We start from the raw sequence: 25,589 nt of genomic DNA, 5'->3' as shown, positions 1-25,589 counted from the left end.
GCGCTGGCATGCTGTGAAAACCTCCGCGCCGAGGGCGCATGCTGCTCCTTGCGGCGCAAGCCCCTCAGGGCCCCCGCAGCGCCGGCGGAATCGCGTAGCGCCCGTCATGCGCCTGCAGTGTGACCGTGGTATAGCGCGGCGCGCCCGCATGCTCGCTGCACTGGCCGCTCTCGTCGGGCGCGCGGTGGCGCACCACCAGGCTGCGGCGCACCTCCAGGCCGGCCCAGCCGCTGCCGTTTCGCGGCACGGGTTGCGGCGTCAGCTGCGTGCGCAGCTCCTCGAAGCGGCCCTGGCAGGCCAGGTCCCACTCGCCGCTGTCGCGGCGCATCACCAGTTCGTCCATGGCCGGGCGCAGCGTGTTCTTGCGGTCGAGCACGAAGAGGCGCAGCGTCTCGGCGGCATAGGGCCTCGCCGGGTCCTGCCGCTGGTAGCTCACGCGCAGGCCGAAGGCCCGCTCGCCATTCGCCAGCAGGTAGCGCCCGGTGTCGAGCTGCACATCCTGGATGCGCAGGTCGGCGTCTTCCACCAGCAACTCGGGCAGGAACAGCCGGGCGACGACCTTGTCGCGCTCGGTGTTGCCGTTGTCCGGGCGCTGCACCACCAGCAGCTCCACGTCAAGAGAACGTGCGCCCCGGTCGCTTACCGCATGTTGCAGCGGCAGCACAACCACATTTCTACCGATCACTGTCGGCCATGTCTTACACGCCGCTAGGTCGTGATCGAGCACCCTGCGCGGCTGCAAAGCGGCTTGCATCCGCTCTGCCAATCCACTGTCGCATGCCGCCAACGCCGTGTTGGCCAATCCCAGCAGAACACCACCGATCCACAGACGCCAGCCGCGATGCACCAATTTGTCCCACTGCTTGGCCACTATGGCGCGCGAATGCACCTGCATGGTTCAGTGGGCACCATCGACGGCGGCCAGGCGCTGCGCTGCCCATTGCAGATTGCGCAGGGAGCCACTGGCCAGCAGCACGGGGTCGCCGCCGTGCCCCTCGCTGGCCAGCCGTCCGGCATCGCCCAGCAGGCGCTCGGTCTGCCGGGCCACGGGCTCGCCGGTCTCGACAAAGCGCACCCCGGCCGGCGCCAGGCCACGCAGCACCGGCAGCACGAAGGGATAGTGCGTGCAGCCCAGCACCACCACGTCGGCCTGCTCGGGGCCGCTGCCCAGGGGCCCGGCCGCCTGCAGGTAGCGGGCGCACAACTCGCGCACCCGGGGCAGGTCGTCCTGCTCGATGGCGTCGGCCAGCCCGTCGCAGGGCACGGGGCGAATGTGCGGCGGAAGTCCGGCGCCGCCGGTCAGCCGCTCGGCCAGTTGGCCGAACTTGCCGCTGGCCAGCGTGCCGCGCGTGGCCAGCACGGCGACATGGCCGGTGCGGCTGAGCGCCAGGGCCGGCTTGAGGGCCGGCTCCACCCCCACGACGGGCAGCGCGGGCCAGGCCTCGCGCAGCAGGTGGATGGCCGCGGCGGTGGCCGTGTTGCAGGCCACCACCAGCGCCTTGACGCCATGCTCCCGCACCAGCAGCCCGGCCACCTCGCGCGTGCGGGCGGCCACGAAGGCGTCGCCGCGCTCGCCGTAGGGCGCGTGGGCCGTGTCGGCGTAGTAGACGAAGCGCTCGCGCGGCAGGCGCGCGCGCAGGGCGGCCAGGACGCTCAGCCCGCCGATGCCGCTGTCGAACACGCCGATCGGCGCCGTGCCCGCGTGTGTGGCCTGCCCCATCGCCCGGCCCCCGGCTCAGGCCGAAGCCAGCTCGATGCCCTTGAACTCGCCCGTGGCGATGCGCTGGCTCCATTCGGCCGGGCCGGTGATGTGCGCGCTGGTGCCGCCGGCGTCCACGGCCACCGTCACGGGCATGTCGACCACGTCGAATTCGTAGATGGCTTCCATGCCCAGGTCGGCGAAGCCCACCACCTTGGCCTGCTTGATGGCCTTGCTCACCAGGTAGGCCGCGCCGCCCACGGCCATCAGGTAGGCGCTCTTGTGCTTCTTGATGGCCTCGATGGCGACCGGGCCGCGCTCGGCCTTGCCGATCATGGCGATCAGGCCCGTCTTGGCCAGCATCATGTCGGTGAAACCGTCCATGCGGGTGGCGGTGGTGGGACCGGCGGGGCCCACGGCCTCGTCACCCACCGGATCGACCGGGCCCACGTAGTAGATGACGCGGTTGGTGAAGTCCACGGGCAGCGGCTCGCCCTTGGCCAGCATGTCCTGGATGCGCTTGTGCGCGGCATCGCGGCCGGTCAGCATCTTGCCGTTGAGCAGCAGCGTGTCGCCCGGCTTCCAGCTGGCGACGACCTCGGGCGTGAGCGTGTTCAGGTCGACCCGCTTGCTCTTGTTGTAGTCGGGCGCCCAGTCGATCTTGGGCCACAGGTCGAGCGAGGGCGCCTCGATGAACGAGGGGCCGGAACCATCGAGCACGAAGTGCGCATGGCGCGTGGCCGCGCAGTTGGGGATCATCGCCACCGGCTTGCTGGCCGCGTGCGTGGGGTACATCTTGATCTTGACGTCCAGCACCGTGCTCAGGCCGCCCAGGCCCTGCGCGCCGATGCCCAGGGCGTTGACCTTTTCGTACAGCTCCAGGCGCAGCGTCTCGACCTGCGTCAGCGCCTCGCCGCGGGAGGACTTGGCCTGCAGCTCGTGCATGTCCAGGCTGTCCATCAGGCTCTCCTTGGCCATCAGCACCGCCTTTTCGGCCGTGCCGCCAATGCCGATGCCCAGCATGCCCGGCGGGCACCAGCCGGCGCCCATGGTCGGCACCGTCTTGAGCACCCAGTCGACCACGCTGTCGCCCGGGTTCAGCATGACCATCTTGCTCTTGTTCTCGCTGCCGCCGCCCTTGGCCGCCACCGTCACGTCGATGGTGTTGCCGGGCACGAGCTCCGTGAAGATCACCGCGGGCGTGTTGTCCTTGGTGTTCTTGCGGGCGAACTGCGGGTCGGCCACCACCGAGGCGCGCAGCATGTTGTCGGGGTGGTTGTAGCCCTGGCGCACGCCCTCGTTGACGGCGTCTTCCAGGCTGCCGGTGCCGAAGCCTTCCCAGCGCACGTCCATGCCCACCTTGAGGAAGACGTTGACGATGCCCGTGTCCTGGCAGATCGGCCGGTGGCCGGTGGCGCTCATCTTGCTGTTGGTGAGGATCTGGGCCATGGCGTCCTTGGCGGCCGGGCTCTGCTCCCGCTCGTAGGCCTTGGCCAGATGGGCGATGTAGTCGGCGGGGTGGTAGTAGCTGATGTACTGCAGCGCCGCGGCGATGGACTCGACGAGGTCGGACTTGGAGATCGTGGACATGGAACGTGTCGTTGTGGATCGAGGGGAGCCGGCGATTATCGGCCGTCTGCCCGGCCGCACCGGCGCGCCAGGACACCCGCGACCCGCCGCCCCAGCCTCAAATGCTGCACTGCGTCAAGGCAGCGTTGCCCCCAAAGGACAGTTCAGTAACCGTTAACTTCGTCACGTATGATCTACGGGTAAACGCCCAGGGTCAGGCCACTTGCCGCCGTAGCAAGTTAACAATTTTTAAAAAAGCCCAACAATGAAGCCTTCGTACAACGAGATGAGCATGCGGACCGGAACGACGTTCAGCCAGTCGGTTGCCGTCCCGACCCAGGGTGCCGCCTCCCGCTTCTTCAAGCGGGCCATGGACATCGTGGGTGCGCTGACCTTCTTCGTGCTGTTGGGCTGGCTGTTCATGGCCATCTGGGCGATGGTGCTCCTTACCACCGGCGGGCCCGCCATCTACCGGCACGGCCGCATGGGCCGCGGCGGGCGCGAGTTCAAGTGCCTCAAGTTCCGCTCCATGGTCACCAACTCCGAAGAGGTGCTGCGCCACCTGCTGGAGACCGACCCCGCCGCCCGCGCCGAGTGGGACGCCACCTTCAAGCTCAAGAACGACCCGCGCATCACCCGCTTCGGCCGCTTCATCCGCAAGACCAGCCTGGACGAACTGCCCCAGTTCTGGAACGTGCTGGTGGGCGACATGAGCCTGGTGGGCCCGCGCCCCGTGGTCCGCAAGGAACTGGAGCAGTACTACGGCCTGTATGCGCCGGTGTACGGCAGCGTGCGCCCCGGCATCACCGGCCCCTGGCAGGTGGGGGGCCGGTCGGACCTGAGCTACAGCGAGCGTGTGGCGCTGGACACCCAGTACGTCCACAACCGCAGCTTCTGGGGCGACGTGGGCCTGCTGTTCAAGACCGTCAAGGTCTTCATCAGCCACAAGGGGTCTTACTGAAAGACTGACGCCTGAATTCGCCAGGCAGGCCAAATGGCCGTGCCTGGCAAATTGTGCGTATTTGTTTCAGCAACGCGTTCACGACTGAACACATGACCCCCGAGGAACAAGCCAGCTTTAGGCTGCTGCGTGCAGTGCAGCAACATCCCGAATACAGCCAGCGCGAACTGGCGCAGGCCGTCGGCTTGAGCCTGGGCCGTACCAATTACGTGCTGCGCGCCCTGATCGAGAAAGGCTGGGTCAAGATCGACCGCTTCATGCAGTCCACCGAAAAGGTGAACAAGACGGCCTACATCCTCACGCCGACTGGCCTCCATCACCGGCTGATGCTCACGCGCAACTACATCAACAGAAAAAAGCAGGAATACGCCGCCCTCGAATCGGAACTTGCCGTATTGCTGGCGGAAGAGGGCGAAGGCGCGCGCAGCAAGCCAGTCACAGGATTCGGAGGTCCCACCCAACAATGACCACCTTCAGCGTCAGCCTGCCCAGCGGCAAGACCTTTGCGGCCGAGGAGGGAAGCACCCTTGTCGATGCCGCTGCCGCCGCCGGCGTCAACCTGCCCTACAGCTGCAAGACCGGCCGCTGCAGCACCTGCAAGTGCCGCCTGCTGTCCGGCGAGAGCCGCGCCCTTCACGAAGAAACCGGCTTAAGCGACGACGAAAAGGCCGCCGGCTGGATCCTCGGTTGCGTTCGCACGCCCACCACCGACGTGGTGCTCGACGTCGAAGACCTGGAAGGCGTGCAACTGCCCGCCCAGAAAACGGTGCCCTGCCGCATCGACACCATCCAGCGCCTGGTGGACGACGTCGTCAAGATCGAGCTGCGCTTGCCGCCCACCGCCGACTTCAAGTTCCTGGCCGGCCAGTATGTGGACGTGATCGGCCCTGGCGGCGTGCGCCGCAGCTATTCGCTGGCCGCCGCCGACCGCGGCACCAAGAAGCTGGAGATCCACGTCCGCGCCGTCGAAGGCGGCGTGATGAGCCGCTACTGGTTCGAACAGGCCAAGCCCAACGACCTGCTGCGCCTGCATGGGCCGCTGGGCACCTTCTTCCTGCGCAAGACTGCCGGCCGCGACCTGGTGTTTTTGGCCACCGGCACCGGCATTGCGCCGGTCAAGGCCATGCTGGAGAGCATGAGCGAGCTGCCGCCCGAGCAACTGCCCCGCTCGGTGCACGTGCTGTGGGGTGGCCGCCGCACGCAGGACATCTACTTCGACGTGGCCGCGCCCGGCCTGCCGCTCACCTTCACGCCCGTGCTGTCGCGCCAGGTGCCCGAGTGGGCCGGCGCGCTGGGCTACGTGCATGACATCTACCTGGGCCGCAGCCCCGCGCTGGACCAAGTGACGGTGTATGCCTGCGGCTCCGACGCCATGATCCACAGCGCCAGGACGGCCCTGGCCGCCGCCGGTCTGCCCGAGCGCCAGTTCCTTTCCGACGCCTTCGTCTGTTCTTCAACCTCCTGAATCGATTCGATCCCATGAAAGCTGTAATCCTGGCTGGTGGCCTTGGCACCCGGTTGAGCGAAGAAACCTCCACCCGTCCCAAGCCCATGGTGGAGATCGGCGGCAGGCCCATCCTGTGGCACATCCTGAAGATGTACGCGCACCACGGCATCAACGACTTCGTGATCTGCTGTGGCTACAAGGGCTACGTGATCAAGGAGTACTTTGCCAACTACTTCCTGCACATGTCCGACGTGACCTTCGACATGAAGTCGAACCAGATGCACGTGCACCACAAGCGCGCCGAGCCCTGGACGGTGACGCTGGTGGACACCGGCGACACCTCGATGACCGGTGGCCGCCTGAACCGCGTGGCCGACTACGTGAAGGACGAAGAGGCCTTCTGCTTCACCTACGGCGACGGCGTGGGCGACATCGACATCACCGCCTCCATTGCCTTCCACCGCAAGCACGGCAAGCAGGCCACGCTGACCGCCACCTTCCCGCCCGGCCGCTTCGGCGCGCTGGACATGAAAGAAGGCCAGGTGATGAGCTTCAAGGAAAAGCCCAAGGGCGACGGCGCCATGATCAACGGCGGCTTCTTCGTGCTGTCGCCCAAAGTGCTGAAGTACGTGAAGGGCGGCGACGACGTGGTGTGGGAGCAGCAGCCCCTGATGCAGCTGGCCGAAGACGGCGAACTCATGGCCTACGAGCATCACGGCTTCTGGCAGCCCATGGACACGCTGCGCGACAAGCACCACCTGGAAGAACTGTGGGCCGGCGGCAAGGCGCCCTGGAAGATGTGGAGCTGAGCACCGTGGGCCAAGTCGATTCCGCTTTCTGGAAGGGCAAGCGCGTCTTTCTGACCGGGCACACCGGCTTCAAGGGCAGCTGGCTCAGCCTGTGGCTGCAGCAGATGGGTGCCACCGTGCAGGGCTATGCGCTGACGCCGCCCACCACGCCCAGCCTGTTCGAAGAAGCCCGTGTGGCCGAGGGCATGGGCCACACCGTCGGCGACGTGCGCGACCTGGCGGCGCTGCAGGCGGCCATGGCAGCCTTTCAGCCCGAGATCGTGCTGCACATGGCAGCCCAGCCGCTGGTGCGCCTGTCGTACAGCCAGCCGGTGGAAACCTATGCCACCAACGTCATGGGCACCGTCCACCTGCTCGAAGCCGTGCGCCAGACGCCCGGCGTGCGCGCCGTGGTCAACGTCACCACCGACAAGTGCTACGAGAACAAGGAATGGGTGTGGGGCTACCGTGAAGACGAGCCCATGGGCGGCTACGACCCCTACAGCAACAGCAAGGGCTGCTCGGAGCTGGTGACCAGCGCCTATCGCCGGTCCTTCTTCCAGGCTGGCGGCCCGGCCCTGGCCTCGGGCCGGGCCGGCAACGTGATCGGCGGCGGCGACTGGGCGCTGGACCGGCTGGTGCCGGATATCCTTCGCGCCTTCGAGGCCGGCAAGCCGGTGATCGTGCGCAACCCCCAAGCCACCCGCCCGTGGCAGCACGTGCTGGAGCCCCTGTCGGGCTACCTGGTGCTGGCGCAGGCACTGTGGAACCAGGGCCAGGACGTGGCCGAGGGCTGGAACTTTGGCCCGGAAGAAAAGGATGCCCGCCCCGTCGGCTGGATCTGCGACCACATGGTGGCCGCCTGGGGCGACGGCGCCGCCTGGAAGCTGGACGACGCCCCCAACCCCCACGAAGCCAACTACCTGAAGCTGGACGTTTCCAAGGCCAAGGCCCGCCTGGGCTGGACGCCGACCTGGCACCTGGCCACCGCCCTCGAAAAGATCGTCACCTGGCACCAGGCCTGGCTGGCCAAGGGCGACGTGCGCGCCCTGTGCCTGACGCAGATCGAACAATTCACCCAAGACAGCAGCGAGAAGTAAACCCATGACCGAGCAGACCATCAGCCTCCAGACCACCGACCAGATTCGCGCCCAGATCGCTGCGCTGGTGAAGCAGTACGCCGAAAAGACCTACGCCCCCAAGCCCTTCGTGCCCGGCGAGACGCCCGTGCCCGTGTCGGGCAAGGTCATCGGCGAAAAGGAACTGCAGTACATGGTCGAGGCCAGCCTGGACGGCTGGCTGACCACCGGCCGCTTCAACGCCATGTTCGAAGAGAAGCTGGCGCACTTTCTGGGTGTGAAGCACCTGATCACCGTCAATTCGGGCTCTTCGGCCAACCTGGTCGCGTTTTCGACGCTGACCTCGCCTCGCCTGGGCGACCGCGCCATCAAGCAGGGCGACGAAGTCATCGGCGTGGCGGCGGGCTTTCCGACGACGGTCAACCCCATCCTGCAGTTCGGCGCCGTGCCGGTGTTCGTGGACGTGGACCTGAACACCCACAACATCGACGCCAGCCTGATCGAAGCGGCCATCACCCCCAAGACCAAGGCCATCATGCTGGCCCACAGCCTGGGCAACCCGTTCAACCTGGACGTGGTGGTGGCCCTGTGCAAGAAGTACAACCTCTGGCTGGTGGAAGACTGCTGCGACGCCCTGGGCGCCACCTACAACGGCCAGCTGGTCGGCACCTTCGGCGACATTGCCACGCTGAGCTTCTACCCCGCGCACCACATCACCATGGGCGAGGGCGGCGCGGTGTTTACCAACAACCCCGAGCTGAAGCTGATTGCCGAATCCTTCCGCGACTGGGGCCGTGACTGCTACTGCCCCCCCGGCAAGGACAACACCTGCAACAAGCGCTTCTGCTGGAAGCTGGGCGACCTGCCAGAAGGCTACGACCACAAGTACACGTACAGCCATCTGGGCTACAACCTGAAGATCAGCGACATGCAGGCCGCCTGCGCGCTGGCCCAGATGGACCGTGTGGAAGAGTTCATTGCCGCGCGCCGCGCCAACTTCAATTACCTGAAGGAAAAGCTCAAGAGCTGCGAGCAGTTCCTGCACCTGCCCGAAGCCACGCCCAATAGCAATCCGTCGTGGTTCGGCTTTCCTCTGATCCTCAAGGAAGACAGCGGCGTGAAGCGCGTGGATCTGCTGAGCTACCTGGACGAAAACAAGATCGGCACGCGCCTGCTGTTTGCCGGCAACCTCACGCGCCAGCCGTACATGATCGGAAAGAACTTCCGCGTAAGCGGCACGCTAGAGCGTACGGACGTGGTTATGAACCAGACGTTCTGGATCGGTGTGTTCCCAGCGCTGACGACCGAGCATTTGGACTACATCGTCGCCAAGCTGGAAGAATATTTCGGGGTCGGATTCTGATGCAATTTCAGAAAAGAGATTCGAAGATCGAGGGCTGCTTTGAGGTGCTCTACAAGCAGCATGCCGATTCGCGAGGTTTTTTTATGAAGACATCGCATACCCCGTCATTTGCGGAGCTTGGTATCAATGAGACTTGGACGGAGGAATATTTCTCCTCCTCTATCAAGGGCGTCATCCGCGGCATGCATTTTCAAACGCCGCCCTTTGAGCATGCAAAGATCGTCACTTGCCTGACCGGCCGGATACTCGATGTGGTTCTCGACCTTCGTTCTGCTTCGCCATCCTTTGGCGAATATACGACCTTCGAACTCAGCAAGGACATCCCTTCAGCCGTATTTATTCCTCGCGGCTGTGCACACGGCTTTCTTTCGTTAGCCGACGAATCACTCATGTTCTACAAAGTAACGTCGGTTCATGCACCCACGCACGATGCCGGCGTACTGTGGAATTCGTTTGGTTTTAAGTGGCCGGTAGAAAATCCAATTCTCTCAGAGCGCGACAGCCGATTTGCAAGATTCGAAGACTTTACGTCACCGTTTTGACATGAAGATCCTCATTACTGGAATCACCGGTTTTACCGGAAACGCACTCGCGAGCGCACTGAGAGCGTCCGGCCACGAGATATACGGACTAAGCAGAACGCCGGAGCGGTCAGCTGATTCTTCGACATTCTATTATGATGGAACTATCGACTCGATTAGCTCGGCCTTGAAGCGAGCACAGCCAAAGCTGGTAATCCACGTCGCTTCGCTCTTCCTAGTAGAGCACAAACGCTCCGACATCGAAAATCTCATCGACGCAAACATAACTTTTGGTACTCAACTACTCGACTCGATGAGCGAGTGCTTGATTGATTGCTTTATCACGACTGGCTCGGGTTGGCAAGATTACGAGGGCCGGCGAGATGCGCCGGTCAACCTCTATGCTGCTACTAAAACGGCTTTTGAAAAAATTTGTCAGTATTATGCCGAAGCCAAAGGCATCCGCACATTGGTGCTAAAACTTGGCGATTCGTACGGCGAAGGGGACAAACGAAGAAAAATCTTGAATCTGCTCGTTGACGCAGTGACCAGCGGAGTTGAATTGGATGTCTCACCTGGCGACCAGCTTATCGCAATGGCCCATGTAGATGACGTTGTGTCGGCATATACTTGCGCGATTAATTATCTCTGCAGCGAACATGCTCAAAATTTTCAAGTATTTCATGCATACGGCAAAGAGTATTCATTAAAAGAAATTGCAGCTCACGTGGAGTCTACTTTTGGAAAGAAATTGAAGGTTAATTTCGGGGGGCGACCATATCGCAATAGGGAAGTCATGAAACTTTATCCAGTTGATGACTCGGTCCCGAATTGGAAAGCGCGAATCAGCTTACGCCAAGGTCTTGAAGAGATAAAAGAAAGAAAAAAATAGCATGAATATTGGACTTGGAATAGCGATTCCTACCTACAACAGGTCGGAACTTCTAAATGATTTGTTAAATTCAATTCCAGAAGCCGCGCCCGTCTGGGTCAGCGACAATGGTGGATTGACGGAGAAAGGAAAAATTAACAGGAACGTTAATCTTGAATTTTCCGGATGTGCTGATGTTATTCCAATGTTTTCGAACTGGAACAGGGCAGCGCGCCTTGTAACTCCCGATCAAAGTCATGTCATTATTCCATCCGATGATGATAAATATCTTGCCGGTGGATTGGAGCATATACGGGATATCCTAGTTCAAAACCCAGAAGCGGACATGATCGTTTGTGGATGTGACCTAATAGATGAATCTGGCAGCGTCTTCCACACTTATCGCCCTGAAAGGGATGAAATTTTGGTGGGCGAGCCGGCGTTTCGGAAATTTATTAAAGGCGTTGATGCGCGAATGCCGGCCATTGCGTTCAAAAGAACAACCTTCGAGAAGCTGGGCGGACTCGACTCCTCATTCGAACTCACGGCTGCAGATAGCGATTTAGTCCAACGCTGTGCTCTTAACGGCAAGGTTGTATTTTCAACGACTGTTGTTGGTCAATATCGCGTTTGGAGAGGCAGTTTGACTCATGCAAAGATCGCCTCAGATCAGTGGATGGCCGAAATAGAAAAATGGCTAAAAAAAATTGATGTGGAGTTGGATAATGGCAGCTTGGATCTGCAAGCGGATTGGAGAAAAGCGCGCGCAGAAATTGCCGCAAGAAATCTTCTCTCGGCAATTGGACTTCTATATGCGGGCAAGCGATACGAAGAACTCATTCAGTTCCGGAAGAAATATCCAATTCCGGCGGGAGCCTCGCTTCGAACGGTAATAAGCATCGCACGGCGTTCATTCGTTTCTAGACTGAAGATATTGGCGACTAGACACTGCTAGACCGTATTCACCACATATATGAGACTCTTAAAGCTAAGAAACTTCGCCGGTGCAAGCGCGTTGAGGCTGGTTTCGATCGCGTTCTCTTTGGTAAGCGTGCCCCTACTCCTGCAGTATTTAGGCGCAGAGCTTTATGGCACATGGGTAACGCTGAGCTCTATCTTGATGTATGCAGCTCTATTGGATCTGGGGATCGGCAGCAGTCTTCGTAATAGCATTGCCGGCAGATCTCTGTCGAAGAATCCTCGCGCGCTTCAAGTGGAGCTGCGCTCTGCGTTTTGGGTGCTGGCGGGAGTGTCAGCAATAGCGGTTGGCGCGCTGTCCATTACGGTCGTTGCGCGAGGGTCGCCTAATGCGTCGGCGATTCTCTTTTTATACGCGCCTGTCGCTGCGTCCGTGCCATTTCTGCTTTCGTCGAGCATTTTGGCCGGCTTGGGGGCGTTTGTTTCTCAGTCATTTTTCCAATCTGCAAACGTTTGGTTCTTCATTTGCGTTGTGGCGGTATTAGCCATTGTCGATGGCAATGCAAGTCTGCTTAAGTTAAGTGCGATTTGGGGCATCTCATTCTTTGCATTTGCGTTATTTGGCTTTTTTTATTCGTTAAAAAAAATAGGTTTTGATGTGAAATCGACGCTGTCGTTGAGAAGCGGCTTAGAATTCAATTTTAGCCGATTCGCGGTTGGCGGGAAATTCTTGCTGCTTCAGATATCCGTTGTCTTTCTTTATGGATTAGGCAACATCCTCACGTACAACGCACTAGGCGCACGGGAAGCCGCGCGCTTCGATATTTGCAACAGGATTTTTCAGCTCGGGATGAGTTTTTATGGAATATGGATTGCCATTATGTGGACGGAGATCTCAAAGGTGAGAAGCACCGGTGATTCACGTGAGCTTCGACGAGTATTTATCCGGATGCATCAAGTCGCATTGCTGTTTTCGCTCGGTGTAGTATGCGTCGCTATGCTGGCGTCTAATATCGTCAGCGTTTGGACTCGTAATGCAGTCGGATTGCACTGGACCGATGCGCTTCCGTTTGCGTTTCAAGCAATTGCCCAGATTTTTTCCTATGTTGGAGCAGTCTTCCTAAACGCATTTGAAGACATATTAATTCAGGCAGTTATGTCGATTTTTTCGATCGTCCTTGTCATTCCGATCGCTAACCTGTTGTTTTCAAAATTCTCGTCATTTTGGGTCGTGCCCCTTGCGAGTGGATTATTAACGTTAATACCTATGCTGGTCTGCAACTTCAGAGCCGTGGTTCGGATAAGCAGTGTCGGAAGAGGTGAAGCCATTGCTTAGGCGTTTTGCAAAATGGATGTGGCCACATCTTAGCGTGTGGGCCAAATGCCGAATTCAGACACTTATCTTCGGGAACAGACTAGTGGTGCCTAAGTCATCCTATGTCGACTCGTCGGTCCACATCCTGGGCGCGCGCCAAGTTGAAATTGGTGAAAACTGTTGCATTAGTGAGGGCGTGTGGCTAAACGTCAATCATAGAAGCGACAAGCGGGAGCCAAGTCTGGTCATTGCTTCTAACAGCTTCATCGGTAAAAGAAACTTTTTTACATGCGGCGCCAGCATCCGTATTGGAAGCCACGTACTGACGTCTGTTGATTGCAAATTTCTAGGCAGTGCCCATGACTATAGTAATCCGCTAGAACCAGCGTTGCACTCGGCTCCAACCTCCTCAGACCATATTCGCGTGGGGCACGGCGTGTTCATTGGCGCGTCTGCAATGGTCATCGGCTCAGTTGTCGTCGGACACGGCGCGGTAGTGGGGGCTGGGTCGAGCGTGATCTCTGACGTGCCGCCATTTAGTCTTGTTGTTGGTGCTCCCGCAAGGATCATCAAGCGCTATTCGTTCGCCGAATGTCGCTGGAAGCTGGTCGATCTTTTTACCGAGGATGATGAGAGATCGCTTCTCTCGGAGAATTCTTATCTTGAACAGTTGAATGACCGATATGCAATGAAGGAAATGCCGTGGATTGCAGCGTCGAGAAGATTGGGCAATCTATGAGTGCCGGTTCGGTATTGGTGACGGGCGCGGGCGGGTTTATTGGCGGGAGTACTGCTAAGGGCCTGGCTCAGCTTGGCTTTCGGGTTCTTGCCAGCTCGAGGAGTGGCATTTGCGCCGACCATGGCGCCATCGAAGTGATCGGCAGTGATGTGAAGGCCATTGAGAGCGCGCTAGGACGCCAACGATTGGACTTTGTCGTACATTGCGCTGGAGGCTCATCTGTTGCAAGCTCTTTGCTAGACGAAGCAAAGGACTGGAGCGACACAGTTCAATACACGGATGAGTTGGGAAATCTCTGCGCACGACGATGGCCAAATATTCGATTTATCTATTTGTCCAGCGCTGCGGTATACGGCAACTCGATGGTGCTTCCGATCCATGAGTCGGCACCCAAATGCCCGGTGTCTCCGTATGGAAAACACAAGCTTGAAGCAGAACGGCTGGTTGAACGCGCGCTCGTTGACCATGTCATTGTCAGACCATTCTCTATCTATGGGCCGGGCCTTAGGAAGCAACTACTCTGGGACGCCTGTTCTAAGCTAAGCATCGGCATCAACAATTTTTTTGGAACGGGCAATGAAATTCGTGACTGGCTCTTTATTGACGATTTAATTAGACTCATTGCGCAAATCCTGACGGCGGGACCGAATGTGCCCCGAATCATTAACGCTGGTTCAGGCCAAGGCGTCACGATTAAGGAGGTTTTGGCGCTCGTCAGTATGCAGGTCGCTACGGTGACGGAGGTGGGATTCACCGGTGTGTCAAAAGCAGGTGATCCGCCGGGCTACATTGCAGATATCTCGGCTGCGCGCAGTATCGGTTGGAGCGCCCAGACCGATCTTCATTCAGGTATAAAAAATTACGTCGATTGGTTTGTCAATGAAAAAAATTAAAGTGGCATTTCTTGTCGAGCACATGAGTTGGACAGGGGGTGTCAACTATTTCAAAAATCTATTTGCGGCGGTGCACGGCTCTCAACTGGTTGATATATATCTTGTCTGCGGAAAGAGGTTCAGTTCAACTGAACTGGAGGAGCACGCCCAAGTAATCAGAACAGAGTTTCTCGACCGCAAGACGCCGAGCTGGTACGTGAGAAAGATCACAAACCGGCTGCGGGTCGGCCAAGATTTTTTGCTGAAAAAACTTCTCGCGAAGAACGAGATAGACCTTGTATTTCATTTCGGGGATCACTGGTATTGCGATGGCATCAGATCAATTGCATGGATTCCGGACTTCCAGCATATCTACTACCCAGATTTTTTTCAGAGAGACGAATGGCTGCATCGGCAAGATCAGTTTTCAAACGTCGTGGAGCGTTGCACTGCGCTGTTATTTAGCAGCCAGAATGCGTTGGAAGACTGCGTCAAGTATTATCCGAAGGCAGCTGAGAAAGAAAAATTCGTCCTGAATTTTGTATCGGGCAAGCCTCATGCGTCAGCGTCAGCGCCCTCTCACCACGAACTCCGGGGGAAGTATGGCTTGGCTGAGAAATGGATTCATCTACCAAACCAGTTATGGATTCATAAGAATCATCTTACCATCGTAGACGCGTTGGCACTTGTAAAGAATGCCGGCCATAATATTCAGGTTGTCTGCACTGGCAAGCTTGTCGACTATCGGTTTCCTGATCACGTAGAAAAAGTTCAGCATAGGATTCGAGAGCAGGGGCTTTTTGATCACATCAAGCTCTTGGGGGTGATACCCTATGAGGACGTTATCGGGCTTATGGGTTATTCAATAGCGGTGCTAAATCCGTCTCTTTTTGAAGGATGGAGCACATCGGTGGAGGAAGCGAAGGCCCTAGGCAAATTGTTGGTGCTGTCAGATATTCCTGTTCATCGCGAGCAGGCACCAACTAGGGCTATATACTTCGACCCCAATAACGCGCACGCAGCAGCGGAGGCGCTGCTACAAGCGTATGAGCAGTACGACCCCGAATCGGAACCTCAGCATTTCGCCGCGGCTCGCGATTCCTACGATAGGAGATGGGCGCATTTCGGCTCCGAGTTCGAGCGTATTGTTCGTAGTGTATCCACCCTCATTCCCTAAAATACGATTTATGATCGACACAAATTCAAAGATTTTCGTTGCTGGTCATCGCGGACTTGCTGGTTCTGCCATCGTCCGCGAACTTCAGCGCAAGGGTTACACTAATATTATATTAAGAACTCGTCAAGAGCTAGATTTGCTGAATCAAGAGCAAGTAGCCAATTTTTTTCAGGAAGAAAAACCGCACTACGTAGTGCTAGCCGCAGCTAAGGTAGGGGGCATTCAGGCAAATAATGATTTTCCCGCAGACTTTATTTTTGAGAATCTATCTCTGCAGGTTAACGTCATAAATGAGGCTCACAAAGCAGGTGTTCAGAATCTGCTCTTTCTAGGTTCGAATTGCATTTATCCAAAATACTGCCCACAGCCCATTAAAGAAGAATACTTGCTCACAGGTGCGCTTGAGCCCACGAATGAACCTTATGCTATCGCAAAGATCGCAGGTGTGAAAATGTGTGATAGTTACAGGCGGCAATATGGCAGAAATTATTTTTCCGTGATGCCGATAAATCTTTATGGTCCTAACGATCATTATGATCTCGCCAATAACCATGTGCTGCCTGCGTTGATCAAAAAAGCGCATGATGCAAAGATAAACAATCACCCAACTTACGAGGTTTGGGGGACTGGAACTCCAATGCGTGAGTTTATGTATATAGATGATCTTGCAAATGCTTGCGTTTTTTTAATGGAAAGTGACGTAAGCGAGCCTTTGATCAATATCGGGAGCGGAAGCGATATCACCATTCGTGAACTCGCAACGATTGTGGCAGAGGTGATTGGCTTCGAAGGGCAAATCGTATTTGATCCCAGCAAGCCCGACGGCACCCCGAGAAAGTTGCTGGATGCTTCAAAGCTTGAAAGCATGGGCTGGAAGCCTCGTATCTCACTAGAAGAAGGCATTATGAAAACCTACGTAAGCACTCCTTTTTACAAGCAATCCTAACTTTAGGTGAATTATATGACTAAGACTAATAAAGTGGCGTTGATTACTGGCATTACTGGCCAGGACGGAGCCTATCTTGCCGAGCTTTTGCTCAACAAGGGATACATTGTCCATGGGCTAAAACGCCGCTCTAGCCTTTTCAACACCGATCGTATTGATCATCTGTACCAAGATCCTCATGTAGAAAATCGAAAATTTGTGCTTCATCATGGAGATCTCACCGACAGCACAAACCTAATTCGGATCATTCAGGAAGTTCAGCCCGACGAAATCTACAATTTGGCCGCCATGAGCCATGTCGCGGTGTCTTTCGCAACGCCTGAATACACGGCTAACGCAGACGGAATCGGAACTCTGCGAATTCTGGAGGCTATCCGAATTTTGGGGCTGGAAAAAAGAACTAAGTTTTATCAAGCGAGTACTAGTGAGTTGTATGGGCTAGTGCAGGAGATACCACAGAAGGAGAGCACTCCTTTTTACCCAAGAAGCCCTTATGCGGTTGCTAAGCTATACGGCTACTGGATTACGGTCAACTATAGAGAAGCTTACGGAATTTATGCATGCAACGGCATTCTTTTCAATCACGAGAGCCCTATTCGGGGTGAAACCTTTGTTACGAGAAAAATTACTCGAGCTATCTCGAGAATTGCATTGGGATTAGAGAACTGTCTTTATTTGGGCAATATGGATGCACTGCGCGACTGGGGACACGCCAAGGACTATGTCGAAATGCAGTGGCTGATGCTTCAGCAAGAGGTACCCGAAGACTTCGTCATCGCGACAGGCGTCCAGTATAGCGTTCGCCAGTTCGTAGAAAAGAGTGCCCAAATACTGGGGATGCATATCGAGTTCTCAGGCTCCGGTTTAGACGAGGTCGGTACGGTTACTAAGGTTGAGGGCGCTCGTTCAAAGTGCAAGGTTGGTGACGTGGTTGTTAGGGTCGATCCTCGTTACTACCGCCCCACCGAAGTGGAAACTCTACTCGGCGATCCTTCCAAAGCAAAAAGCAAGCTTGGTTGGAGCCCGAAAATTACATTCGATGAACTTGTCACAGAGATGATCGAAAGCGATTACTTGCATGCAAAGCGGGATGATTTGGTGCGGAGTGCTGGTTATCAAGCATTCGATCACCGGGAATAACTAGGTGCTGAGCTGGCATGATAAAGAAGCTTTCAATCGTTACGATGACGTACAACTGTTCAAATGAAGTGGACAGTTATCTGAAATCATTTCAATTACTGGATCGAACTCAGTACGACTGGATCATTATAGATGCCGGATCTACCGACGGAACGTTTGAAAAGCTCTCTGCCAGCTCAGAGTTATTCGATTATTTCATATCTGAGCGCGACGAGGGCTTTTATCACGGATTGAATAAGGCACTTGCGATGATTCGGACACCTTACTACATGGTATTCGGCGCGGATGATCGACCCGAGCCTGATCTACTTGAGAGCATACTAGGGTGTCTTAGCGCGGACGATGCAATGTTAGTCCTCGGAGGTGTTCGATTGATGCCGTTGAACAAGGTGAAGTTTGCTGGCCCAAGATGGTTGCATCGCTTTGTTTTGGGGAGGGCAGTCTCCCACCACAGCGTAGGCACCGTGATCAATATGAAAGCCCACGCTTTATTTGGGGCATATGATATTAACTATAGATTAGTCGCAGACGCCCTATTCTTAAAGAAGATTTTGAAGGGTAAGCTGAAGGTTAAGTATTCGGATCGCATTTTTGGCGAGTTTGCGCTGGGAGGTATGTCTAGCAAACATCAATTGCGTTCGATAGTTGAAACCCTGCTTTATCAGATTTCTGAAGGCTCAAACGTGGTCGTGCAGGTTGCGTTGGCAAGCGCTCGAATTTTTAAATGGGCTCTTCTTAGTCGGCTCGCAAACGTCCTTGGCAAGAATTCGCTGACATAAAATGGCACCATTGTGAATTATTTTTATCAGACGCATTGATGGAAGAACGTCCTCCTGTTTCGGTGTGCCTCGCTACCTATAATGGGGCAATGTTCGTTCGCGAACAAATTAGCAGCATTATCGAGCAAATGCAACCTGGCGATGAACTGCTCATAGCTGATGATGGGTCTACTGATGACACACATGCCATAATACGCGAATTCGTGCCCCAAGTGAAAATCGTGTCGTTGGTGAGTGCAGGGGGGGTAGTAGCGAATTTCGAACGGTTGATTCGGCAGGCGTCAAATCGGTATGTGTTTCTTAGCGATCAAGACGATATATGGTTGCCGGGGCGAATTGATGAGGGATGTCGCGCTTTAAAGACTGCGACCCTAACCATGATGAACGGCGAAGTTGTTGACGGTTCTTTGGTCCCCTTCGGTGTTACTGTTTTCGAGTATGTCAGATTTGGAAAAGGTTTTTTCCGAAATTTGGTCAAGAACAGTTATGTGGGCTGTTGCATGGCCTTCAGACGTGAAATTCTTGATATTGCGTTGCCCATACCAAAAAACGTAATATGGCATGACTGGTATTTGGCACTTGTCGCTGAGGCATTCTTTTCCGTAAACGTTAGCGAAAGGTCGCTATTCCGATTTCGAAGGCATCAGAATAACTTTTCGCATACGGGAGGGCGATCATCTAATTCTCTCGCTTTCAAATTGCTGTCGCGAGTATGGATGATCAGAGCGCTTCTAGTAGCTATGGTACGTAAAGGAAGCAGTACTAATGCTTAAAATGGCAAAGGTTGGGGTATTGCTTGCGGCCTATAACGGGGAAGCCTGGATCGGTGAGCAAGTCCAAAGTATTTTAGGCCAAAAGGGCGTTGAGACTTTACTGAAAATTAGGGACGACGCCTCAAGCGATAGTACTGTTGCATGCATTAAAGCCCAGTTCATGTCCAATCCAAGAGTTGAACTGGAGGTGGCATCTAAATCATCTGGGTCTGCTGGCGGAAATTTTCGGCAGCTCATATTGGATTTTGATAGTTCGAACGTGGACTATGTGGCGTTTTCGGATCAGGACGATGTTTGGTTTGAAAACAAGTTGGCTAATGCAGTTGAGTGTTTGAATCTGTCGAGTTATGACGGTTATTCGGCGTCCGTTCTGCCATGGGATGGCAATAAAAAGGTGGGCCGAGGATTCTTTCAAAGTTCTAGCCTAAAAGAATTGGATTTTATCTTCGAAGGAGCTGGGCAGGGGTGTACGTTTGTGCTCACTAGACAGGCATTCATCAAGATTCAAAAATTAGTCGAGGGAAATCGTTCTTTGTGTGACGATATGCATTTTCATGATTGGCTCGTCTATGTCTTAGTGAGAGCTTGGGGTGGCCGTTGGTTTTTTGACTCGCGTGTGACGATGTTTTATAGGCAACATGCGACTAATGATATAGGTTCAAGAGTTGGGATGAAGGGAATATCGAAAAGGTTATCCTTGTTACGTAGCGGATGGTATTCACGCCAGTGCCTGGCAGCCGCGGCTGTTTATAGCGCTGTCGCATTAGAGCGATCATCGTCCTTTTCGATTGCATACGAACTTCTTAGAGATAGAATGGAACGGTCGCTACGTGAGTCGGTGCAACTGGCGATGCTAGTTGCGAGACAGGGCAGGAGAAAAATTGGAGACCGGTTGATATTAGTGGGTGCCTCAATTTTTCGCTGGATTTAGTTCGATATAGAATTTTGTGCGCGCATAGTTTTAATTTATTGAAATAGAGTTAGACAAGTAAACTGTGTTGGATCGCTATCTGTGAATGAAAAAGTCTCTTCTGAGCGCGGTGAGATGTCTCACTTAGTGTGGTTCCTGGGATTTTCATGTTTATTTCCCAGTGTTGCATTATTTCATTTGGGAAGCAGCACCGGAATACAATTTTCTAACCTTTTCTCAATTGCGTTTTGCGGGCTACTTTTCGCCCGTGGAAAATTAAAGCTAAGTAAATGGTTTTGCTCTGTTTGGTTACTTTTGTGTGTTCTTTTTATTATTCATAACATTTTTTACAGAAATAATGATCTTTTAATAAAAAACTTTGTAGCTTTCCATTTTAGTTTAATCGCAGTAGTTGCCGGGTTGAATCTTGCGACTCGGCCTCATCTAGTTAACGAATTTATAAGGGGCTATGTTTCTGCAAGTACAGTTGTGTCACTTTTCGCTTGTGTTCAATTTATAGGTTGGCAGATTTTTGGAAGCTCTTCGGGGCTTTTGCTTGGGTTTCGTAATAATCGTGGGTTTGGAGATTTGGATGCTTCACAGTTAGTGGATTTCACGGCTTACGGGCGTGCTTTCGGATTTTCCTCTGAGCCATCTGTGTTGGCGCTTTTGTTGCTGCCATCACTGATTTATTTAATGCTTACGAGGAGGAGCACCAGAGCTCTGCTGATCGCTTTGGGACTCGCTGCAACCCAGTCGATAACGGTGTTAGCATTTGTTGGACCGCTGGTTGTTTATTCTTTGTTCAAAGTAAAACATTCAGGTAAGTCGATTCGTCTGCTAGCGGGAGTCGCTTTGATGGGTACGGTTGCGTTTTTGGTCGCTCCGCACCTGGGACAATTGGGTAGCCGTTTGGGCGACCTTGCTTTTGACGCTTCAAGTCTCGCAAGATTGAACTCGATTTGGAGCGGTATTAATGCTGTGGAGTTGAGACCGCTGTTAGGGTGGGGCATTCAGTCGGATGACTTAAATGCTCATATCGAAGGGATGTCAACCATTTTCGAAGAAAATAAAAATATTCACTCGCTGCTTTTATCGTTGTTTGCGTGGTTTGGTATTCCCCTTGCGCTTTTTATCATCTGGCCTGTTTGTCGTTTTATATTTTCAAAAAATGTAATTTGTTTAGCTGGTTCGGATGTCTTCATCGTGGCCACCATAATTCCGGCGTTTTTATCGTTAAATTATTTTAATATTTACAATATTTGGATTTGTTTTGGCCTTGCGGCAGGATTTGTGATTTTCGGGAAGAAACAATTTGGCTTGGTTCGGATTAGTCTTCATTAGTCCAAGCAGGAAGTTGTTTGCTGAGGAAAATAGCGTCGAAAGATATAAATCATTGGGAGCTCATATAGGGTCTTAATTCGAATTGCTGGGCATTAGGTGTCCCTGGACGTTCTTGACATGAATTCGAAAACGACTCCAGTGGCCAGTTAAGCCGGCTCTTTATTGCTTGGCAATTCGCGGTTAGTTAGGCGCAAGGCGTCGAGGCTTGTAGCCCACAACGTTGCACTCCTGGTCGGTCGTCGCAGCCGAAGCCCTACTTAGCAAAGAGGTCGGCCGCTGCCAAGTTTGCTGCTTCGGCATCCTTCGCCGACACCTTCGGCTCCCCACCAAAATCCGGCCACGCGATCCCGATATCCGGATCGTTCCACATGATGCTGCGCTCATGCGCCGGCGCGTAGTAGTCGCTGGCCTTGTACAGAAAGTCCGCGCTATCACTGGTCACCACGAAGCCGTGCGCGAAGCCGGCCGGGATCCACAGCTGCCGGTGGTTGCTCTCGCTGAGCTCCACGCCCACCCACTGTCCGAAGGTCGGTGAGCTTTTGCGGATGTCCACCGCCACGTCGAACACCGCGCCGCGCGTCACCCGCACCAGCTTGCCCTGGGGCTGCTGCAGCTGGTAGTGCAGTCCGCGCAGCACGCCCTTGCTCGAGCGCGAATGGTTGTCCTGCACGAACTCGATGTGCCCGCCCACCGCCTCGTCGAAGACGCGCTGGTTGAAGCTTTCCATGAAGAAGCCGCGCTCGTCGCCGAAGACCTTCGGCTCCAGGATCAGCACGCCGTCCAGCTTGGTGGTCGTGACCTTCATCCGCGGTACTCCTCGCGCAGCAGGCGCATCAGGTACTGGCCGTAGCCGTTCTTCTTGAGCGGCGCGGCGAGCTTCTCCACCTGCGCCGCGTCGATGAAGCCGGCGCGCCAGGCGATCTCTTCGGGGCAGGCGATCTTCAGGCCCTGGCGTTGCTCCAGGGTGGCGATGAACTGGCCGGCCTCCAGCAGGCTTTCGTGCGTGCCGGTGTCCAGCCACGCGTAGCCGCGCTTCATGATCTGTACGTTCAGGTGGCCCTGCTCCAGGTAGGCCTGGTTGACGGCCGTGATCTCCAGCTCGCCCCGCTCGCTGGGCTTGACGGCCTTGGCGATGTCCACGACCTGCTGGTCGTAGAAGTACAGGCCGGTGACGGCATAGCTGCTCTTGGGCTGGGCGGGCTTTTCTTCGATGCTGACGGCGCGGCCGCCGGCGTCGAATTCGACCACGCCATAGCGTTCGGGGTCGTGCACGTGGTAGGCGAAGACGGTGGCGCCTTCGGGCTGCGCATCGGCGGCGCCCAGAAGATTTTGCAGGTCGTGGCCGTAGAAGATGTTGTCGCCCAGCACCAGTGCGCTGGGGGCGCCGGCCAGGAACTGCTCGCCGATGATGAAGGCCTGCGCCAGGCCGTCCGGGCTGGGCTGCACGGCGTACTGCAGGTTCATGCCCCACTGGCTGCCGTCGCCCAGCAGCTGCTGAAAGCGCGGCGTGTCCTGCGGCGTGCTGATGATCAGGATGTCGCGCATGCCGCCGAGCATCAGCGTGCTCAGCGGGTAATAGATCATGGGCTTGTCGTAGACCGGCAGCAGCTGCTTGCTGATGGCCAGCGTGGCCGGGTGCAGGCGCGTGCCGGAGCCGCCGGCGAGGATGATGCCTTTTCTTGTCTGGGTCATTGCGTGCCTTCCTTGGCTTTGTCGCCGTACTGCTTGGCCACCCAGTCGCGGTAGCCGCCGCTTTGCACGTTGCGCACCCATTCCTGGTTGGCCAGGTACCACTCGACGGTCTTGCGGATGCCGGTCTCGAAGGTCTCGGCCGGCTTCCAACCCAGTTCGCGCTCGAGCTTGCGGGCGTCGATGGCGTAGCGGCGGTCGTGGCCCGGGCGGTCGGTCACGTAGCTGATCTGCTCGGCATAGGCCTTGCCGTCGGCGCGGGGCTGCAGTTCGTCGAGCAGCGCGCACACGGTCTTGACGATCTCGATGTTGGGCTTCTCGTTCCAGCCGCCCACGTTGTAGGTCTCGCCCAGGCGGCCGGCCTCGAGCACGCGGCGGATGGCGCTGCAGTGGTCCTTGACGTAGAGCCAGTCGCGCACCTGCATGCCGTCGCCGTACACCGGCAGCGGCTTGCCAGCGAGGGCGTTGACGATCATCAGCGGGATCAGCTTCTCAGGGAAGTGGAAGGGCCCGTAGTTGTTGGAGCAGTTGGTGGTCAGCACCGGCAGGCCGTAGGTGTGGTGCCAGGCGCGCACCAGGTGGTCGCTGGCGGCCTTGCTGGCCGAGTACGGGCTGTTGGGCTCGTACTTGTTCTCTTCGGTGAAGGCCGGGTCGGTGGGCGAGAGCGTGCCGTAGACCTCGTCGGTGGAGACGTGCAGGAAGCGGAAGGCGCTCTTGCGCTCGGCCGGCAGCTGGCTCCAGTAGCCGCGCACGGCTTCGAGCAGGCGGAAGGTGCCCAGCACGTTGGTCTGGATGAAGTCCTCGGGGCCGTGGATGGAGCGGTCCACATGCGACTCGGCGGCGAAGTTGACGACGGCGCGGGGCTGGTGCTCGGCCAGCAGGCGGTCGATGAGGGCGCCGTCGCCGATGTCGCCCTGCACGAAGACGTGGCGCTTGTCGCCATCGAGCGAGGCCAGGGTCTGGAGGTTGCCTGCGTAGGTCAGCTTGTCGAGGTTGACGACCGGCTCGTCGGTGCCAGCCAGCCAGTCGAGCACGAAGTTGGCGCCGATGAAGCCGGCGCCGCCTGTCACAAGGATCATGAGAAGAACGGTGGAGACGGGAGCGGCAAGGACGGGTGCACCTGCCACTGAAAACCCCGTGGGCGCCTGGATTATCTGAAGAAAACTTGCTGTTGCCGTCCGGCGCGTTTGGTGCAGCGATAGTCGCCCGGGCGCTTGCGGCGAGCCCTGCCCGGTCCTGCACTGGACAGCTCAACAGTTCGAAATCTCCCTCTCAGCTGCGCAAGCGCTTTTTGCGGCCCACCCACGGTGGGCTTTTTTCTGCGTTTGTTGATCCCGATCGTCGGCTCGCCGCCTGCGCCCCGCCCGTGGCTGACGGCGCGGGTGAGCTGCGGCGCTGACTAAGAGTGGTTCACCGGCCGGCAGCTGGACGTGCCGAACACGGCGCCTGGCGGCGGTGCGGACGGTGTTCGACGGCGACGAAGCGGCGCCGCTCGACCGAGCTTGACCGACTGGCCCAGCCGATGGTGCTGTCAATCACGCTTTGGTAAGGAATGTTCCTTACAATTTGGCGTTGCCATCAGGAGAGCCGCCATGCCTGCCATTCACGAAGTTGCCACGCTGACGTCCAAGGGGCAGATCACGCTGCCCAAGTCCATCCGCCAAGCGCTCGGTGCCGATGCCGGCAGCAAGCTCGCGTTCGAATTGCGGGGTGACGAAGTGGTCGTGACCCGCGCAGATGCCGAGCACGAGGACCCGGCCATCGCCGCGTTCCTGGTCTTGCTGGCGCGCGACCTCGAAGCTGGCCGGAATGTTCACGGCCTGCCCGATGAACTGGCGCGCACGATGCTGGCGCATGCGGGCCACCAAGTGGACCTGGGCGACGATTTCGATGAGGACGTGGAAATCTGATGCAACAGCATGGCTGGACGCTGCTGTTCCACGACAACCTGATCGCGCAGATGATGAAGCTGCGCGCGGCGGTGCTGCGCGCCGAGGAGAACGACCCGGAAGGGTTCGGGGCCAACGCCAACGTCAAGTTCTTCCGGGCCCTGGTTCAGTTGATACAGGACGGGGTACCGAGTGACCCGGGACGCGACGAATACCGCCAGGGCAACACCTTGGGGCCGGCCTATCGGCACTGGAGGCGAGCCAAGCTCGGAAGGCGCTACCGGCTGTTCTTTCGCTACGACTCGAAGGCGAAGGTCATCGTGTATGCCTGGGTCAACGACGAGCAGACCCTGCGGTCATCGGGCAGCAAATCGGATCCCTACGCCGTTTTCGAAAAAATGCTCGGACGTGGAAATCCCCCAGACGACTGGAATGCCTTGGTTGAGGCAAGCAAGCCGGATTGGGGCAGACGGAAGTAGGGTGAATGGTGGCTGGGCCTGCCGGGCAGGGGCCTCAGCCGCCGATTGTGGGCACCCAACCTTGCTCCCCACGCACAAACGCCTGCCGCAACTCCAGCCGCCCGTCCCCCTCCACCACGCGCGCCACCATCGGAAACACCCGCTGCGCCTCCGCGTCCCGCGCCCAGGGCGCCGGCTGCACGTGGTAGGTGTAGGTGACGACCACGGGGCCACCGTCGCCGGCCTTGTGGCCCGCCTCGGGCGCCCAGCCGACGATGCGGTCGAGCGTGAGGTGGGCGGCGCAGAAGTCCGGTGGCGCGGCGGCGCCGGTGCCGGTCTTGC

Annotated in this window: 28 protein-coding genes; 21 read left to right on the top strand and 7 right to left on the bottom strand. The window is 56.9% G+C overall.

Translation table 11 applies throughout. The features are described from left to right. Positions 1 to 64: 64 nt before the first annotated feature. The 3 genes from NS331_RS14785 to NS331_RS14775 all read right to left on the bottom strand — a co-directional run bounded on the left by NS331_RS14785 (position 65) and on the right by NS331_RS14775 (position 3,289). Positions 65 to 754 carry a PA3715 family protein gene (locus NS331_RS14785; protein WP_502263811.1) on the bottom strand — a complete coding sequence of 230 codons (690 nt, stop codon included), beginning with the start codon at positions 752 to 754 and terminating at the stop codon, positions 65 to 67. A 144-nt stretch (positions 755 to 898) separates the two neighbouring features. Continuing rightward, on the bottom strand, positions 899 to 1,720 hold the full coding sequence (gene murI, locus NS331_RS14780; RefSeq protein WP_058642742.1) for a glutamate racemase: 822 nt from the start codon (positions 1,718 to 1,720) through the stop codon (positions 899 to 901). 15 nt (positions 1,721 to 1,735) lie between these two features. Continuing rightward, the gene (locus tag NS331_RS14775; RefSeq protein WP_058642741.1) at positions 1,736 to 3,289 is read right to left on the bottom strand and encodes a fumarate hydratase; all 1,554 of its coding nucleotides are present in this window, start codon (positions 3,287 to 3,289) and stop codon (positions 1,736 to 1,738) included. A gap of 244 nt (positions 3,290 to 3,533) precedes the next feature. Between NS331_RS14775 and NS331_RS14770 the strand changes: the two genes are divergently transcribed. From NS331_RS14770 to NS331_RS26190, 19 genes are all read left to right on the top strand, one after another. Further along, positions 3,534 to 4,229 carry a sugar transferase gene (locus NS331_RS14770; RefSeq protein WP_058642740.1) on the top strand — a complete coding sequence of 232 codons (696 nt, stop codon included), beginning with the start codon at positions 3,534 to 3,536 and terminating at the stop codon, positions 4,227 to 4,229. Positions 4,230 to 4,321: 92 nt separating this feature from the next. Beyond that, positions 4,322 to 4,696 (top strand): MarR family EPS-associated transcriptional regulator, encoded by a 375-nt coding sequence (locus tag NS331_RS14765; RefSeq protein ID WP_058642739.1) that lies wholly within the window; start codon positions 4,322 to 4,324, stop codon positions 4,694 to 4,696. Next, positions 4,693 to 5,694 carry a 2Fe-2S iron-sulfur cluster-binding protein gene (locus tag NS331_RS14760; RefSeq protein WP_058642738.1) on the top strand — a complete coding sequence of 334 codons (1,002 nt, stop codon included), beginning with the start codon at positions 4,693 to 4,695 and terminating at the stop codon, positions 5,692 to 5,694. The genes NS331_RS14765 and NS331_RS14760 overlap by 4 nt, the downstream gene beginning before the upstream one ends. A 14-nt stretch (positions 5,695 to 5,708) precedes the next feature. Beyond that, positions 5,709 to 6,485: a glucose-1-phosphate cytidylyltransferase gene (gene rfbF / locus NS331_RS14755; RefSeq protein WP_058642737.1), complete on the top strand. Its 777-nt coding sequence runs from the start codon at positions 5,709 to 5,711 to the stop codon at positions 6,483 to 6,485. A 5-nt stretch (positions 6,486 to 6,490) separates the two neighbouring features. Further along, positions 6,491 to 7,564 carry a CDP-glucose 4,6-dehydratase gene (gene rfbG, locus NS331_RS14750; protein ID WP_058642754.1) on the top strand — a complete coding sequence of 358 codons (1,074 nt, stop codon included), beginning with the start codon at positions 6,491 to 6,493 and terminating at the stop codon, positions 7,562 to 7,564. A 4-nt stretch (positions 7,565 to 7,568) separates the two neighbouring features. Continuing rightward, a complete protein-coding gene (gene rfbH / locus NS331_RS14745) occupies positions 7,569 to 8,906 on the top strand; it encodes a lipopolysaccharide biosynthesis protein RfbH (RefSeq protein WP_058642736.1) in 1,338 nt (445 codons plus the stop codon). Beyond that, positions 8,906 to 9,448: a dTDP-4-dehydrorhamnose 3,5-epimerase family protein gene (locus NS331_RS14740; protein ID WP_058642735.1), complete on the top strand. Its 543-nt coding sequence runs from the start codon at positions 8,906 to 8,908 to the stop codon at positions 9,446 to 9,448. The genes rfbH and NS331_RS14740 overlap by 1 nt, the downstream gene beginning before the upstream one ends. A 1-nt stretch (position 9,449) precedes the next feature. Next, entirely contained in the window at positions 9,450 to 10,319 is an 870-nt protein-coding gene (locus NS331_RS25595; protein ID WP_082702501.1) for an NAD-dependent epimerase/dehydratase family protein, read from the top strand. A gap of 1 nt (position 10,320) precedes the next feature. Continuing rightward, positions 10,321 to 11,253: a glycosyltransferase family protein gene (locus tag NS331_RS26200; protein ID WP_153012867.1), complete on the top strand. Its 933-nt coding sequence runs from the start codon at positions 10,321 to 10,323 to the stop codon at positions 11,251 to 11,253. An 18-nt stretch (positions 11,254 to 11,271) separates the two neighbouring features. Beyond that, on the top strand, positions 11,272 to 12,552 hold the full coding sequence (locus tag NS331_RS26195; RefSeq protein ID WP_153012866.1) for a lipopolysaccharide biosynthesis protein: 1,281 nt from the start codon (positions 11,272 to 11,274) through the stop codon (positions 12,550 to 12,552). A gap of 85 nt (positions 12,553 to 12,637) precedes the next feature. Beyond that, the gene (locus tag NS331_RS25590) at positions 12,638 to 13,270 is read left to right on the top strand and encodes an acyltransferase (protein ID WP_193758116.1); all 633 of its coding nucleotides are present in this window, start codon (positions 12,638 to 12,640) and stop codon (positions 13,268 to 13,270) included. Then, positions 13,234 to 14,163, top strand: a complete 930-nt coding sequence (locus NS331_RS25585) for an NAD-dependent epimerase/dehydratase family protein (protein WP_193758115.1) — start codon at positions 13,234 to 13,236, stop codon at positions 14,161 to 14,163. Before NS331_RS25590 ends, NS331_RS25585 begins: the two co-directional genes overlap by 37 nt. 1 nt (position 14,164) lies before the next feature. Then, positions 14,165 to 15,319 carry a glycosyltransferase family 4 protein gene (locus NS331_RS25580; protein ID WP_193758114.1) on the top strand — a complete coding sequence of 385 codons (1,155 nt, stop codon included), beginning with the start codon at positions 14,165 to 14,167 and terminating at the stop codon, positions 15,317 to 15,319. A 10-nt stretch (positions 15,320 to 15,329) separates the two neighbouring features. Then, complete coding sequence (locus NS331_RS14735; protein WP_058642734.1) at positions 15,330 to 16,265, top strand: GDP-L-fucose synthase family protein; 936 nt, start codon at positions 15,330 to 15,332, stop codon at positions 16,263 to 16,265. A 15-nt stretch (positions 16,266 to 16,280) separates the two neighbouring features. After that, entirely contained in the window at positions 16,281 to 17,405 is a 1,125-nt protein-coding gene (gene gmd, locus NS331_RS14730) for a GDP-mannose 4,6-dehydratase (protein ID WP_058642733.1), read from the top strand. Positions 17,406 to 17,422: 17 nt separating this feature from the next. Beyond that, positions 17,423 to 18,184 carry a glycosyltransferase gene (locus NS331_RS25575; RefSeq protein ID WP_082702497.1) on the top strand — a complete coding sequence of 254 codons (762 nt, stop codon included), beginning with the start codon at positions 17,423 to 17,425 and terminating at the stop codon, positions 18,182 to 18,184. Between the two features lie 38 nt (positions 18,185 to 18,222). Beyond that, positions 18,223 to 18,957 (top strand): glycosyltransferase family 2 protein, encoded by a 735-nt coding sequence (locus tag NS331_RS27445; protein WP_082702496.1) that lies wholly within the window; start codon positions 18,223 to 18,225, stop codon positions 18,955 to 18,957. Beyond that, positions 18,950 to 19,888: a glycosyltransferase gene (locus NS331_RS25565; protein ID WP_082702495.1), complete on the top strand. Its 939-nt coding sequence runs from the start codon at positions 18,950 to 18,952 to the stop codon at positions 19,886 to 19,888. The genes NS331_RS27445 and NS331_RS25565 overlap by 8 nt, the downstream gene beginning before the upstream one ends. 81 nt (positions 19,889 to 19,969) lie before the next feature. Then, a complete protein-coding gene (locus NS331_RS26190; protein WP_153012864.1) occupies positions 19,970 to 21,211 on the top strand; it encodes an O-antigen ligase family protein in 1,242 nt (413 codons plus the stop codon). A gap of 253 nt (positions 21,212 to 21,464) precedes the next feature. Here NS331_RS26190 and rfbC read toward each other — a convergent pair whose 3' ends face one another. The 3 genes from rfbC to rfbB are packed head-to-tail and all read right to left on the bottom strand — an operon-like array spanning position 21,465 to position 23,979. Continuing rightward, the gene (rfbC, locus tag NS331_RS14725; protein WP_058642732.1) at positions 21,465 to 22,016 is read right to left on the bottom strand and encodes a dTDP-4-dehydrorhamnose 3,5-epimerase; all 552 of its coding nucleotides are present in this window, start codon (positions 22,014 to 22,016) and stop codon (positions 21,465 to 21,467) included. Further along, positions 22,013 to 22,903 carry a glucose-1-phosphate thymidylyltransferase RfbA gene (gene rfbA, locus NS331_RS14720; RefSeq protein ID WP_058642731.1) on the bottom strand — a complete coding sequence of 297 codons (891 nt, stop codon included), beginning with the start codon at positions 22,901 to 22,903 and terminating at the stop codon, positions 22,013 to 22,015. Before rfbA ends, rfbC begins: the two co-directional genes overlap by 4 nt. Continuing rightward, complete coding sequence (gene rfbB, locus NS331_RS14715; protein WP_058642730.1) at positions 22,900 to 23,979, bottom strand: dTDP-glucose 4,6-dehydratase; 1,080 nt, start codon at positions 23,977 to 23,979, stop codon at positions 22,900 to 22,902. The genes rfbA and rfbB overlap by 4 nt, the downstream gene beginning before the upstream one ends. Before the next feature lie 513 nt (positions 23,980 to 24,492). Here rfbB and NS331_RS14710 point away from each other — a divergent pair. Both NS331_RS14710 and NS331_RS14705 read left to right on the top strand, forming a co-directional pair. Next, positions 24,493 to 24,810: a type II toxin-antitoxin system PrlF family antitoxin gene (locus NS331_RS14710; RefSeq protein WP_058642729.1), complete on the top strand. Its 318-nt coding sequence runs from the start codon at positions 24,493 to 24,495 to the stop codon at positions 24,808 to 24,810. After that, positions 24,810 to 25,268 (top strand): type II toxin-antitoxin system YhaV family toxin, encoded by a 459-nt coding sequence (locus tag NS331_RS14705; RefSeq protein ID WP_058642728.1) that lies wholly within the window; start codon positions 24,810 to 24,812, stop codon positions 25,266 to 25,268. The genes NS331_RS14710 and NS331_RS14705 overlap by 1 nt, the downstream gene beginning before the upstream one ends. A gap of 34 nt (positions 25,269 to 25,302) precedes the next feature. On the opposite strand, the gene NS331_RS26725 is transcribed toward NS331_RS14705, so the two are convergent. Further along, a partial coding sequence (locus tag NS331_RS26725) for an SEN1982 family lipoprotein (protein ID WP_502263810.1) occupies positions 25,303 to 25,589 on the bottom strand: 287 nt, incomplete at its 5' end.

This window comes from Pseudacidovorax intermedius, from assembly GCF_001476815.1.
GTDB classification, from domain to species: Bacteria; Pseudomonadota; Gammaproteobacteria; order Burkholderiales; family Burkholderiaceae_C; genus Xenophilus; species Xenophilus intermedius_A.
The sequence above is the reverse complement of the archived record's forward strand: the minus strand, read 5'-3'. Positions and strand labels throughout refer to the sequence as shown.